At 68.6% G+C, this 14,471-nt stretch carries 9 protein-coding genes; all 9 read right to left on the reverse strand.

Annotated elements, in window-relative coordinates; genetic code table 11:
• Positions 1–1,286: hypothetical protein (locus tag VFE28_05485; protein ID HZM15434.1), on the reverse strand; the 1,286-nt coding region annotated here is incomplete at its 3' end.
• A 393-nt stretch (positions 1,287–1,679) separates the two neighbouring features.
• Positions 1,680–2,993, reverse strand: a complete 1,314-nt coding sequence (locus VFE28_05490; GenBank protein HZM15435.1) for a radical SAM protein — start codon at positions 2,991–2,993, stop codon at positions 1,680–1,682.
• 100 nt (positions 2,994–3,093) lie between these two features.
• Complete coding sequence (locus VFE28_05495) at positions 3,094–4,614, reverse strand: OmpA family protein (GenBank protein HZM15436.1); 1,521 nt, start codon at positions 4,612–4,614, stop codon at positions 3,094–3,096.
• 118 nt (positions 4,615–4,732) lie between these two features.
• A complete protein-coding gene (locus VFE28_05500; protein HZM15437.1) occupies positions 4,733–5,962 on the reverse strand; it encodes a deoxyhypusine synthase family protein in 1,230 nt (409 codons plus the stop codon).
• An 89-nt stretch (positions 5,963–6,051) separates the two neighbouring features.
• Positions 6,052–7,611: a hypothetical protein gene (locus VFE28_05505; protein ID HZM15438.1), complete on the reverse strand. Its 1,560-nt coding sequence runs from the start codon at positions 7,609–7,611 to the stop codon at positions 6,052–6,054.
• Complete coding sequence (gene hflX / locus VFE28_05510; GenBank protein HZM15439.1) at positions 7,608–9,080, reverse strand: GTPase HflX; 1,473 nt, start codon at positions 9,078–9,080, stop codon at positions 7,608–7,610. The genes VFE28_05505 and hflX overlap by 4 nt, the downstream gene beginning before the upstream one ends.
• 10 nt (positions 9,081–9,090) lie before the next feature.
• Complete coding sequence (locus tag VFE28_05515; GenBank protein HZM15440.1) at positions 9,091–11,106, reverse strand: ABC-F family ATP-binding cassette domain-containing protein; 2,016 nt, start codon at positions 11,104–11,106, stop codon at positions 9,091–9,093.
• Positions 11,107–11,125: 19 nt separating this feature from the next.
• On the reverse strand, positions 11,126–11,812 hold the full coding sequence (locus VFE28_05520; protein HZM15441.1) for a redox-sensing transcriptional repressor Rex: 687 nt from the start codon (positions 11,810–11,812) through the stop codon (positions 11,126–11,128).
• Positions 11,813–11,840: 28 nt separating this feature from the next.
• On the reverse strand, positions 11,841–14,435 hold the full coding sequence (gene gyrA, locus VFE28_05525) for a DNA gyrase subunit A (protein ID HZM15442.1): 2,595 nt from the start codon (positions 14,433–14,435) through the stop codon (positions 11,841–11,843).
• Positions 14,436–14,471 lie beyond the last annotated feature (36 nt).

Here is a 14,471-nt window from a genome sequence, read left to right on the forward strand (position 1 = left end):
ATGGTGTCGCGGGCCTGGAGGTAGAAAACGTCAAGGTCCGTGGTGGAGAGCCGGCGCGGCGGCGCCGCGTGCAGCGTGGTCCAGGGCGACCACTCGCCGTCGTTGTGGATATTCGTGATGTTCCAGCCGTAGCGATAGTCCTTCGACTGAGCGCCGTAGTGCCCGGTCGTCATGGGTCCCCACTCGAGGGTGACCGAATCGACGCCGGCCGCAGCCACCTGGATCGCCGGCGGCGTGCCGCCCTCGAACACCCAGTTGCCGAGCGGGACCTGAACCTCCCGCACCGGGACCGTGGGCCCGACGGGAAGATTGCTCACCACGTGCAGGATGCCGTAGTTGTTCTGCGTGAAGGGGGCGTCGGCGAATTGTGGCGTGATGGCGCCGGCGTCGTCGAGACCTTGCACCGCGAAGGCATGCCACGAGTCCCCCGTCTCCGGCGGCATGACGTCGTACAGCGCCGCTTGCCGCGCGGCGGCTTCGGCTCCCCAGGGCAGCCAATCACTCCACGCTGATTCGGGCACGGAGTACAGACGCTGCTTCACCAGCGCCGGGTCCGCCGCCTCGGCGGGGGTGAGATGGACGAGCACCCAACGCACCGCTTCGGGGTCCTGGGTGTGGCCATCGCCGACGTCGTCCACGCCGAACCAGTTCATGGCGAAGCTGCGCGGCAGGGTGGCGGTCTCTGGTCCTGGGACCGCCGGCGGCAGCAGCCAGATCACCGGTGCCACGGTGTAGGCGTCGAAGGTGCGCTGCGCCGGGGTTGCATCCTTCGCCCCTTCGCTGTCGATGGCGCGGACATAGAGCGTGTGCCAGCGATCGAAGTGACCAGCGCCGATGTCGCCTTGCGGATCGGCGCGCAGGGTGTCGGCAAGCACCACGAGGTCGATGGCGAAGGGTGTCTCCCCACCTTGCGTCGACGCCCAGCGTGGATCGTCGGTGGCGGGGGTGAAAACGGTGATGTCCTGGTACCGCGCCAGCGCGCGCGGGTACGTGTGCAGCAGGTACTCGAAGCGGAGATTGCTGCCGTCGGCGTCGCGACCGCTGAAATGGACTTCCAGGTGGTGGAGCTCGACACCACCCTCTGCCGGCACCGAGCTGGTGAGGTCCGTTTCCGGGGCCTGGTTCGGCGCCGGGGTGCCGGTGTTGTCGTCGCAGCCGGCGAGGAGGAGGAACGCTGCCGTGATCGCCGCCCCCGTTCCGCCCCTCGAACCCTGGCGGACGAACGCCGCGACACCACTCCCCGAACTCGGGGCCGGGCGACGGAAGGAATCGGCAAGCAGCAGCATCGGACCATCCCTCTCGAGCGCGCCAGCGCCGGAGTGCGCCGCATGCTGACCATAGTAACGAGGGGCGCAGGACGGCGCAACGCGTGCCGCCGCTTGGAGGCACGAGGAAAATGTGCCCGGCCGCACGCGACCCCGCCGTTGGACCAGGCCGGATTCCGGTTCCAGGGCGTAGGTCCCCACCCGATGCGCACCGGGCACATCACGAGAGCAGAACGAGCAACGCATTGGGGATGCGAGCGTGTGGGGATCACGCTCGTTTCGGCGCCCCGAGAGATACGGAGGAGCACTGAGGCTCTCGGGGCGCCCAGCCGTCACGGACTAGGCATCGTCATTCGACGGTGCTCCAGCAAGGAAGGGCGGGGGATCGGGTTTGTCAAGCGCCTGCGGGCACCATCAGGTCGCCGCGACGTCCATGAAGGCGCTGACGGAGAACACGGCGCGTCCTGGCCCCGGCTCGCCGTAACCGGGCGGCACCGGGAGGCCGTGGCGGCGGTGGGTGTCGCGCCAGAGTCGGAGGAGCCCCAGGTGGTACTCGAGGGGTGCAGGACCCTGGTCGCTCCCGAGCTCCGAAAGCTTCTCCGGGCACCAGGTGGTGAAGCGCGGCACGACGCCGTGGGACATGAAGAAGTCGAGACCCTCGCCGGTGGAACGCAAAGCGTCCTCGACCCGCGCGAAGCCCCAAGGCCGTGCCATTTCCACCCCGGCCACGAAGTTGGGGATGACCTGCGCTGGGCCCATGATTTCCGCCGCCGCCAGGATACGCCGGATCCACTCGTCACGACCGATGAAGCGTTCCTTGCCGGGGCAGAGGAGGGCGAAGAGGCGCGGGTCCCACACTTCGTAGTTGGGATGCACGATCTTCACACCGGCGTCTTTGAAGCGCTGGACCGCCTCGGCATCCTGTGCCTGCACCACGACCTTGGAGAGCCAGCGGCCGGGGAAGCGCGCCTCGATGGCGGCGGCGTAACGGCAATAGAAGTCCACCTCCGATTGGCCCTGCAACTGCGAGGTGATGCTGCCGCCGGTGAGCGTGTACGCCGTCGTCCGCAGCAAGGGCAGGAAGAGGTCGTCGGCGCCTCCCGGCGTGGGCGCCGGCGCCGCCCCGCGCTCCTCCTCGTCGATGACGGCCAGCGCCCTCAGGACGTCGTCGAGCTCCTTCACCTGTGTGTAGGGCCGCCCGGCGCGCCGCTGCTGCCGGAAGTTCTCGTTGATGTCGCAAAACTTGCATTCTTCTTCGGCGCCGAAGTACTGGCACAGGCGGAAGATGGTGAGGTAGACGAGGTATCCCCACTCGATGGTGGGTGCCACCTCGCGCATGCTCTTGCCTCCCGGCAAGTCGCGGGCGTAGTACGTCGGCAGCGGGCCCAGCTTCACCTCGGCGAGCGCGCGCTGGCCAGCGTGGAGCCACAAGCGCCCCTCCACGACATCCACCCAGTACGGCGAGGCGGGATTGAGACGCACCGAGACGATGGTGCGACGCAGGTCGTGCGGCCCGCCGAGGAGAGCCATTTCTTCGGGAGCGTGCAGCGACTCCTCGGGAAGCTCGGCCAGCGGCACCATGTCGAAGGAGAAGATGAAATACGCCTTCGGCTTGGCGCGCGCCGCCAGACGCAGCGCCGCCGGGGTGAAGCGCACCCCGAGGCGCAGGAGATCTTCCTTGAACACCGCTTCCAGCGGCAGATCCGGGTAGGTCGAGGCCAGACGCAGGACCTCGTCGTGATGGCGGTCGCCATCCTCGGCTCGAGGCGCCAGACCGGAGTTCTCGGGTCTAGTGCGCTCTGGGGTGCTCCTTGCCTCGCTGGTCACTTCAGTTGCGCTTCTCCGGAGCGGGCACCGGCTCCAGCGGCACCGTCTCCATCGGGCTGATCATGATGCGCTCGTTGCGGGCCCGGTTCTCCGGGCTGTCGTTCTTCACCAGCGGGCTTTCCTCGCCGTACCCGATCGGTGTCAGGCGCCGGGCTTCGATGCCCTTCGAGACGAGATAGCTCGCCACCGCTTCGGCGCGCTTCTGGCCGAGCTGCAGATTCTGGTCGTTCGCACCCACGTCGCTCGTGTGGCCCTGCACTTCCAGCTGCAACTCCGGATAGGCGCGCAGCGACTGCAGCACCGAATCGAGGGCGGCGAAGGACGCGCCTTCGAGCTCCGCCGTGCCGGTGCGGAAGCGGATGCCGGCCAGCACGCGAGCCTTGTCGATCTTCGCCACCGTCGGACAGCCGAGACTGTCCACGGGGACGCCCGCCGGCGTGCTGGCGCAGCGGTCGGCGGTGTCGAGGACGCCGTCGGCATCGTTGTCCGGATCGGGGACGCCGTCCTCGTCCTGGAAGCCGTCTTTGTCCTCCGCCTGATCGGGCGCCTTGTCGCTGGCGTCGAGAATGCCGTCACCGTCGTTGTCCGGGTCCGGGGCGCCGTCCTCGTCCTGGAAGCCGTCCTTGTCCTCCGCCTGGTCGATGGCCTTGTCGCTGGCGTCGGCGATGCCGTCGCCGTCGTTGTCCCCCTCCGGGCAACCGTCGAAATCCTGGAAGCCGTCCTTGTCCTCCGCTTGCTCGGGGCAGGCGTCGGACTTGTTGGCGATCCCGTCCTGGTCGGAGTCGCGTTCGGTGAAGAGGTAGTGCACGCCGACGTAGAGGCTGCTCAGGAACTGGTTGGCGTCGACCTCCGCCGGGCTGCCGAAGGCGGCGCTGGCGCCGGTATTGTCCGTGTGCTGCGCGATCAGCCAGTCCAAGCGGCCGCCCACCTGCACCCAGGCGCGGCGGAAGAACTCGAACTCCGCTCCCACGCCGAAGTGCATGGTCCAGTTCGAGCCGCTCAGCAAGTCGGAAGCGCCGTCGTCCTTGAATCCCCAGGGCACGTCGCCGTTGGCGAACATCCCCGTGGACTTGCCGGTGAGATCCACCACGCGCCAAAAGCTGACGCCTCCACCGCCGAAAACGAGGGGCGACCAGCGTCCCTCGGGATGGAAACTGTAGAGTGCGCTCCCCTCGAACTGCGTGGTCCGGTTGTGGAAGGTGCGCGGCAGGATTGTTTGGCTCCCGTCGGTGTGGGTCTGCACGCTGTCGGGCAGTCCGGTGCCTGCGAAGGAGCCGTAGCGCAGTCCGGCGAGCACGTCGATGTTCCGGGTCCAGCCCAGGCGCAGCCCGCCTTGCAGCATCGGCCCGATATCGGTGTGGTCGAGATTGCCGCCGGTGTACTTGCCGAAGCCCCCGCCCACGTGGACGCCGATGCGGGTGGACTCGTCGCCGCGGGCCGCGGGTGGCGCGGCGAGGACGAGCCCCAGGCCCAGGATCCAGATGCTACACCGGGTCGACCTTCGTGTTCGTGGCACGTGCATGTCCTCCTGGAAGCGACAATCCGTGGCCGGAGCACGGCGACGTGGGCCGAGGTGGGGAAGCGAGAGCCGTTGCAGCCTAGTGGCCCCTGGGGCCGTTTGTAAAGGCTGCCGGCCCGGCTCAGCGTCGCCGCAGGCGGCGCTCGCCGCCACCGCCGGCCGCGGCCTTCGCGGCGGCGAGCCGCTCCAGGACGGCTTTCACCACGAGGGGCCAGACGATGGTGGCATCGGCGTAGACCTCGGCGAAGCGTCCGCCCTCGGAGACAGGGACGAACTTGCCCCAGGACACGCCCTCGGAGTAGGTGCAGCCTGAGAGACCGCCCCAGTGCACCGGCTCCGGACAGATGCGCACGGCGTATTGGAAGCGCCGCATGCCCTGCCCGATCCCCGCACGCTTGTGCAGTAGATCGAGGTAGGGGGCCACCTGCTGCGCCCAGTTGCGCGGCGCACCACCGCCGATGGTGAAGATCGCCAGTCGTTTCTGTTTCTCGATGCGCCCGGTGTAGTCCTCGAGATCCAGGAACGGATCGAAGGCGAGCGACGCGAGACCAGCGCGCTGGCGCCGGCGGCTGTGAATGGCGAAGTCCAATCCCAGCTCCGAGTCGGTGAAGGCGGGGACGTAGATCGGCACGTCGTGCTCGTAGGCAGAGCGCAGAATGCCACGGCCCGCGCCCCGGCGCGCCAGCGTCTCGCCGAGCTCGCGATGCAAGCGCACGCTCGACCAAGGGGTGCCGTCGTCTTCTGCGTCCAGCACAGCGCGCACGACGGGCTCCACGTCGTCGAGGTTCTTTTCCAGCTCCAGGCTGTCGTAGATGCGGTTGTAGCCCCGGTCGAACAGTTGCTCATCGTCCATGGCGGGGTCGTACTTGAAGTGCAGGAGGCCGCTGGCTTCGACGAAACCATGCGCCATGAGAGCACCGGTGGCGACGATGGCCTGCACCATGCCGTGTTCGATCATGTCGCAGACGACGAGTCCCATCTTCGCCACCGTCATGGCGCCGGAGATGGTGAGAACGACGTAGCATTCCGGGTCGCGGCTCGCCGTCTCGAGGATGTCGGCGGCGAGGCCCACCTGGCGCGCGCCGATGGCGGTGGAGCCGTACTGGCGCACGAGATCCGAGATCGAGCTCACCTGCCCCAGGTCGAGCGGCAGGGTGGGTTCGAGGTGATCGTCGAAGCCGGTGCCGTAGGCCGCGGCGGCGCGATGCACGTGTCCCGCCACCGCACCGGCGGCGGGGCGAGTGGGCTCCGCGGCGGTGTCGGGGGCGCGGCGGCGCGGGCGTGCTTTCCCGCCGTTGGGGCTCGTGGCTCTGGACCGGGACCCGGCGCGGGGACGCTTCCGAGAACTCACGACGAACCTCCACGACGGGGCGGGCGGGACATGCGTCGCCGCTGCGGCGACACCATGCGGGCGCGCATCATAGCACAAGCAGGAGCGCCTCAACCGCGGCGGCGGTAGACGAGGACGAACTCGTTGTTCCAGTGCTGCGGGACGGTGCGGATGAGCTCGTATTGCTCGTGGAATGCGGGCAGGGCGTTCATGGCGTAGTCCGGGATGCGCTGGAAGGAATAACCGGCTCCCTGATCGTTGAGGGAGACGAGGACGATGTAGTCCGGCGCCAGGGACAGCACGTAGCGCGGGTTGGCCTTGTAGTGCATGCGGCCGGGCAGGCGGGCGATGTGCGGGTCGATGAGACCGAACATGTCGAGGATGTGGCGCTCCGAGTAGAAGCCCACCGCGCCCACGTCGCTGATGGCGATCTTCGCCACCGGCGGCGTGTTCTCGGCGAACCAGAGCCCCAGCTCCTGGTAGTTCTGCGACAGGTAGTTGTGCGCGGCGAGAGCTGGCAACACCGCCCGCGCCACCCTGAGCTCGGTGTTGCCGATGCCTAAGAATGTCACCAGCAGCACCAGCGCCGCGGCGCCGTAGACGACCGCGGCCCGCAGCGTGCCCGGCTGCACCAGAGACAAGATCTGCATCCATCCCGCAGTCACCAGGCCGGCGAGCAGCGGGAGAACGTGGGCGAAGAAGCGGTAGTGATACATCCAATCGCCGCCGGCCAAGACGACGAAGCCCTCGTAGGCGACGAGAGCAACGAGAGCGACACCCAGCACCGGCCGGCGGGGACCCAGCAGGAGCGGCACCAGGGCGAGCGCGAGAAAAGGAGGCCCGCCCCAGTCACGCATGAAGTCCAGCGTGTACTGGACCCCATCGATGATCCCGTGCAAGCCACCACGCGCTTTGGCGTAGAAAGTGTTGGGCAGCAGGGCATGGAAGTAGCTCCACCGCCACACCACGTAGGCCGCGGCGCCGACTGCGAAGGCCGCCGCCGTCGCCCACAGCCAACTCTTGGCTCGGCTCTCCTGGGCCACGACGAAGGCTCGCGCGCCCAGCAACAGACCGGCGAGAAGGCCGCCCTCCGGCCGAGTGAGCAGCAGCAGCAGCAAGAGCACGAGAAGGCCACCGCTCCGCCACACTCCCGCCTTCGGCTCCGCCGTGAGGAGCACCGCACCGGCGAGCAGCGCCGCGAAGAGGCTCGTCTCCAGGCCGGCCACCGAGTGCTGCACCAGGATCGGCGTCATCGCCACGGCGTACGGCGCCAGCAAGGCGCCGAGACCACTCTCCGGCGCGACACGCCGCGCCAAGAGCCACGACAGCAGCAAGGCGGCGAGGCCCGCTGCGAGGCCCACGACCTTGGCATCGTGCTCGAGGTCCCGGCCGGCGCGAGACGCCGCCGCCCCCAGGAGGACCCAAGAAAGGTTCGAATAGCCTTCGATCCGCTCACCGGGATTGAAGACGAGACCTTCGCCGCGGGCGAAATTCTGGGAATAGCGGTAAGAAATGAACGCGTCGTCCTCGGTCCACTGCCAGTAGATGCGGGCGTGGAAGACGAAGAGACCGGCAGCGACGAGGAGAAGGAAAGCGGTCAGGCCGCGCCGCCAGGCCACGCCTGCCGCCCGCGCGGTGGCCGGCGCGGGCGCTCCGACCGCGGCGCTCACGGCTCACGGCCTTCGGCATTGCCGGGCGAGGCGCCGTCGCCGTGCACGGGTGCATGGAGGATGTGGTAGTCGCCGCTGTGCAGCTTGGTAAAGCGCCGGAAGACCAGATCCCGGAAGGAAACGCGCAACCTGGGTGCTCCTTGCGGCCCGACGTCCTGCTGCTGCACCCGGCCCTCGCGGTAGCAGAAGGCCAGCACTTCGGCGGCACGCTCCCGCACCTCGATTTCCACCTCGACGACACGGGAGCGCTCGTGAGTCAGGATGGCGCGGCGCAGCTCCTGCAGGCCGGCGCCGCTGCGCGCCGAGACGAAGTGCGCCCGCGGATGATGCCGCAGCATGACGTTCACCAGCGTCGGATCCGCGAGGGCATCCAGCTTGTTGAACACCATGAGCGTGTCCCGCTGGCCCTCCAGGATGCCGTCGAGGACCTCGTGCACCGTGTCGATGTGTGCCGGCAGGGCCGGGCTGGTGAGGTCGACGACGTGCAACAGCAGGTCCGCTTCGTTGATCTCCGACAGCGTGGTGCGGAAGCTCGCCACCAGGTCGTGGGGCAGCTTGCGGATGAACCCCACGGTGTCGGTGAGCAGCACCGCGGCGCCCTCCGGCAACGGGGCGCGGCGCGTCGTGGCGTCCAGCGTCGAGAAGAGCTGGTTTTCCACCAGCAGCTCGCTGCCGCAGAGGGCGTTCATGAGCGACGACTTGCCGGCATTGGTGTACCCCACGAGGGCGACGCGGAACTCCCCTTGGCGCGACTTGCGCTGCGTCGCCGCCACCTTGCGCCGCTCGCGTAGCTGCTCTTTGAGATGGGAGATGCGTTCGCCCACCCGCCGCCGGTCCACCTCGAGCTGCGTTTCCCCGGGCCCGCGGGTGCCGATGCCACCGTCCTGGCGCGAGAGGTGGTCCCACAGCCGGCGCAGGCGCGGGCGCATGTACTCGAGCTGCGCCAGCTCGACCTGCAGCATGGCCTCGCGACTGCGGGCGTGTCGCGCGAAGATGTCGAGGATGAGCTCGGAGCGATCGATGACGTTGCGCTCCAGCGCTTTTTCCAGGTTGCGCGCCTGGGCGGGCGACAAGGTGTCGTCGAAGATGACGAGGTTGGCTTCGAGCCGCTCGCAGGCGGCGCGGATCTCCTCCACCTTGCCGCGCCCCACGTAGGTGCGCACGTCCGGTTGGCTGCGCTCCTGCAGCAGGCGCTCCAGCGGCTGGGCCCCGGCGGTGCGGGCCAGCTGTGCCAGCTCCTCGAGATGCTGCTCCTCCTGCACCCGTCGTTGCTGCGGCAGCACCACGCCGACGAGGACGCTGCGCTCTTGCAGGCGGCCCCGGCTCCAGGTCCGATCCCGCGGCACCATGTCGGCGTGGTCGCCGTCGGTGCGCCGCGCCGGTGGATCCCAGCCCACCACGGTGTCGAACCCGGACGCTTGCGCCCCCCAACGCGGGCGGGTACTGCGGCCACGGAGCTTGCGACCCACGACGCTCCCCTCAGCGCTTGCGCCGGCTCCTGCCGGTCGCCTCTTCGAAATGGCGGGTCTTGCTGCCGATCTCCTCGGTGAGCCGGTCCCAGTGCGCGTACTGCACCGCCAGCTCCTTCTTCTTCTCGGCGTGGGCCCGCGCCGTCGCCTGGATCTCCTCGCCGCGCAGCTCCCCGGCGCGCGAGAGCGCGGCCTCCAGCTCCTCGACGTCCACTTCCAAGGTGACGATGCGGTCCTCCAGCTCCTCCAGCTCCCGGCGCAGGCGCGCGAGCACGTTCTTGCTCACCCGCGGTGTCTCCGGCTCGGGTGCGCCGACCGGACTCGCTGGGGTCGCCGCGGCCGCGCGGGTCGAGGGCGGCGGAGCGGTGGCGCTCTCCTGCAGCTGCCGTCGCTCGCTTTCCTGCCGCACGATCGCGCTCCACAGCGGCTCACCGTGCAGAGACTGCACGTACTCCTCGTAGCCGCCGTGGAAGACCCGCACCTTCCCCGCCGCGAGCACCACCAACTTGTCCACGGCGCGGGAGAGCAGCTGCCGGTCGTGCGACACCAGAGCCAAGGTGCCCGCGAAGCCGCGCAGCCCCGCCTCCACCAGATCGATGGCGTCCAGGTCGAGGTGGTTCGTCGGCTCGTCGAGGACGAGGAAATTGTGCTGCATGAGCATCAGCTTCAGCAAACCCAGCCGGCTGCGCTGGCCCCCCGAGAGCACCCGCACCGCCCGGTCGACGAACTCGGCGCCGAAACCGAAGGCACCGAGCCAGCTGCGGATGTCTTCCTCGCCCATGGAGGGATCGACCCTCCAGATCTCCTCCATCAGGGTGGGTGCGTCACCGACGAAATCCAGCTCCTGGTCGAAATAGCCGAGCTCGATCTCGGAGCCGAGCTTCACCGTTCCGGCGTCCGCATGCAAGCGCCGCGCGAGGATCTTGAGCAAGGTGGTCTTGCCCGAGCCATTGGGGCCGATGATCCCCACCTTGTCGCCCCGGGCGAAGTCGAGGTCGAGATCGGTGAAGAGGGTGCGGCCGCCCAGACTCTTGCTCAAGCCCCGCGCCGAGAGGACCACGTTGCCGCCGCGGCGCCGCGCCTGCAGGCGCAGCACGAAACGGGTGCGCTCCTCCCGGGGTTTCTCGAGGCGCTCCAGCTTTTCCAGCTTCTTGCGCCGGCTCTGGGCCTGCTTGGTCTTCTGCCCGGCGATGTTGCGGCGGATGAAATCCTCGGTCTTGCGGATCTCGTGCTGCTGGCGCAGGTAGGCCGTTTCCTCCTGCGTCACCCAGGCTTCGTAATCGACGCTGAACTTGGAGTAATTGCCTGGCCAGCGCATGACCGTGCCGCGCGACAGGTGCCAGACGCAGCTCACGGTGTGGTCCAGGAAGTAGCGGTCGTGGGAGACGATGAGCATGGCGCTCGGGCTCGCTCGCACGAATTCCTGCAACCACTCCAGCCCGTCCAGATCCAGGTGGTTGGTGGGCTCGTCGAGGAGCACCAGGTCGCCGCCCTGGACGAGCACCGCGGCCAGCGCGGCGCGCCGCCGCTCGCCGCCGGAGAGCACCCGGAGCGGCTTGTCGAAGTCCGCGTCGGCGAAGCCCACCCCGTGCAATGCCGCTTGCACCACCGCCTCGTGTCCGTAGCCCCCGAGAGCCTCGAAGCGGTGCTGCAGGTCGCCGTAGCGCTCCAGGGTGTCGGGATCCAGAGTCTCGCCCTGCTCGAGCCGCGTTTGCAGCGCTTCGCTCTCGCTGCGTACCGCATCGAGATCGCCATGGGCGGCATTCACCCAGGCCAGCAAGGTGCCTTCGCCCTCGGCGGCGGTCTCCTGGGGCAAGCAGACGATGCGGGCGCGGCGGGCCACGTGACGTTCGCCACGGTCCGGCGCGCTCTGCCCCGACAACAGCCGGAGCAGGGTGGACTTGCCGCTGCCGTTGATCCCCACCAGCGCCGCTTTCTCTCCTGGCTCGATGTCCAGGGTCACGTCGCGCAGCAGCTTCTCGCGGCCGAAATCGAAGCAGGCGCGGCTCAGGCTCAGCAACGGCACGGGCTTCCCTCTTGATGGTTCAGGGCAGGAGCTTCACCAGAGCGTAGCTCAGGGACTCCATGGCGATGGAAAGATCGACGTCGCGCAACGCCACCTGCGGCGAGATGGTCAGCTTCACCGGCGCGAAGTTGAGGATGCCGCGGATCCCGGCGGCGACGGCGGCCTCCGCCACCGCCTGCGCCGCTCTCTCGGGCACGGCGATGATGGCGATGTCGAAGGGCGTCTTCGCCGCCACCTGCTGCAGCTCGGCGATGCTGCGGATCCCGATGCCCTCCCACTTCTGTCCCACTTTGCGGGGGTCCACGTCGAACACCGCTTCGATCACGAACCCCTGCTTCTGGAAAGCCTTGTAGGCGAAGAGCGCATGCCCCAGGTTGCCGGCGCCGAGGAGCGCCACGCGCCAGCGCTGGGTGAGCCCGAGGATCTCGCCGAGCTTCCGGCGCAGCTTGGCGACGTTGTAACCGAGACCGCGCCGGCCGAAGTTGCCGAAAAAAGAGAGGTCCTTGCGGACCTGCGCCGAGGTGAGACCGGCGCGCTCGGCCAGGCGGTCCGAGGACACCGTGTCCATGCCTTCTTTGCCGAGCTCCCCGAGGGCGCGGTAGTAGCTGGAGAGGCGCGTCACCGTCGAGGCGGAAGCGCGGTCCATGTGCAGGAGCTTGCGTCGCTCACCGCCCGGCGCGCGGTTGCTTCCAGGTCTGTGCTGCATGATCTCCCGGGGGAGCGTGATGCGCACTTCAAACGTCGTCGTCGATGTCCTCGGCTTCCCCGTCCGCGCCGTCCTCGTCGTCCACGACCTCCTCGTCCTCGCCTTCGGCGGCCGCCTCGGCCTGCTGCTCCTCCGGCGAGACCACGCCGGGCGTGGCTACCCGCCGCGGCGCTTCCACGTCTTCGTCTTCCCGGGCGATGTGCGCCACCGCGACGACCCGGTCATCCTCGCCGAGCCGCACCAGGTGCACGCCTTGCGTGGCCCGGCCGAGCTGGGAGATCCCCGACACCGGCAGGCGGATGAGCGTCCCCCGGCTGGTGATGAGCATGAGTTCGTCACCGTCGACGACTTCGCGGATGGCGACCAGCGGACCGTTGCGCCCGGTGACCCGCAGTGTGATGACACCCTTGGTGCCCCGCGCCGTCAGCCGGTAGGCATCGAGGGCGGTGCGCTTGCCGTAACCCTTCTCGGTGACCACGAGGAGCTGGGCCTCCGGACGGGACACCGCCACCATGCCGATGACGCTGTCGCTCTCGGACTCCAGCGTGGCACCGCGCACGCCGGTGGCCGCGCGGCCCATGGCGCGCACGTCGCCTTCCTTGAAGCGCACCGCCTTCCCGGACCTCTTGGCCAGGACGATCTGGCTGTCCCCGCGGGTCAGCGCCACGCCGACGAGCTCGTCGTTCTCCCGCAAGTGGATGGCGATGATCCCCGAGGGCCGGGGGTTGCTGAAGTCGGCGAGCTCGCAGCGCTTCACCACGCCGCGCCGGGTGGCGAACACCAGGAAGCCGGGTTCCTGCAGATCCCGCACCGGGATCATGCTGGTGACGCGTTCGTCCTTGAGGCGCAGGATGTTGACGATGGCCTTGCCGCGCGCCGTGCGCCCCGCCGTCGGCACCTCGTGCACCTTCACCCAGTAGCAACGGCCGCGGTCGGTGAAGAAGAGCAGGTAGCTGTGCGTCGAGGCCACGAAGACGTGCTCGACGAAGTCGTTTTCCTGGCCGCTGAAGCCGGCGATGCCGCGCCCGCCCCGCCGCTGCTGCCGGTAGGTGGTCATGGGCAGGCGCTTGATGTAGCCGTTGTGGGAAATGGTCAGGACCATGTCCTCGTCGGCGATGAGATCCTCGGCCTCGAAGCCCATGATGGCGTCCATGATGCGGGTGCGGCGCGCGTCGCCGTACTTCTCCCGCAGGGCCTGGAGCTCCTCCTTGATGATGTCCACCACCTGCTGCGGATCCGCCAGGATCGCCCGCAACTTCTCGATCAGCGCCAGGGTCTCGCGGTACTCCGCTTCGATCTTGTCGCGCTCGAGGCCGGTGAGGCGCTGCAGGCGCATGTCGAGGATCGCCGCCGCCTGCGCCTCGCTCAGACCGAAGCGCTCCCGCATGCGCGCCGAGGCCTCGGCCGGGTCCTTGCTCGAGCGGATCAGGGCGACGAGCTCGTCGATGTTGTCCAGCGCGATGCGCAGGCCTTCCAGGATGTGAGCGCGCTCCTCCGCCTTGCGCAGATCGAAGCGCGTGCGCCGCACCACCACTTCCTTGCGGTGCTCGATGTAGTGCTGGATCATCTCCTTCAGGTTGACCGTGCGCGGCTTGTTGTCGATGAGCGCCACCATGTTGGCACCGAAGGTCATCTGCATCTGGGTGCTGTGGAAGAGCTTGTTGAGGATCACCGTGGAGTTGGCGTCCTTCTTCAGCTCGATCACCACACGCATGCCGCGCCGGTCCGATTCGTCCCGGAGATCCGTGATCCCTTCCAGGTTCCCTTCCTTCACCAGGTCGGCGATGCGTTCGATCATCCCCGCCTTGTTCACCTGGTAGGGGATTTCGGTGACGACAATGCGCTCGCGCTCGCTCTTCGGGTCGGTCTCGATCTCGGCGGCGGCGCGCACGATGATGCGGCCCCGCCCGGTGGCGTAGGCCTCGCGGATCCCCTCGCGGCCGAAGATGATGCCGCCGGTGGGGAAGTCCGGCCCGGGAACGAGGCGCATGAGCTCGGGGAGGCCCATGTCCGGAGCATCGAGCGTCGCCAGCACGGCGTCCACGATCTCGCCCAGGTTGTGCGGTGGGATGTTGGTGGCCATGCCGACGGCGATCCCGGCGGCGCCGTTCACCAGGAGATTGGGAACCAGCGCCGGCAGCACCACCGGCATTTCCCGGGTGTTGTCGTAGTTGGGGACGTAATCGACGGTATCCTTGTCGATGTCCGCCAGCATCTCGCCGGCGATGGCGCTCATGCGCGCTTCGGTGTAGCGTTCCGCCGCCGGCGGATCGCCGTCGACGGAGCCGAAGTTGCCCTGTCCGTCGACCAGGGGATAGCGGAGCGAGAAGTTCTGCGCCATGCGCACCAGCGTCTCGTACGCCGCCTGGGTGCCATGGGGGTGGTAATTGGCGGTGACGTCGCCGGTGATCTTGGCGGACTTGCGGTACGGCCGGTCGCTGAAGAGGTTCAGATCGTGCATCGCCGTCAGGATGCGGCGATGCACCGGCTTCAATCCATCGCGGATGTCGGGAAGCGCGCGCGAGACGATGACGCTCATCGAGTAGTCGAGATACGAAGTGCGCATCTCGTCTTCGATGTACACGGGAACGACGCGCTCGCTCCGTTCCTGTCCGTCCGGCATCGGCTACCACTCCTTCGTCGTCGGGGCCGCGGTGCG

The sequence above is a fragment of the Candidatus Krumholzibacteriia bacterium genome (assembly GCA_035649275.1).
Lineage (GTDB): Bacteria > Krumholzibacteriota > Krumholzibacteriia.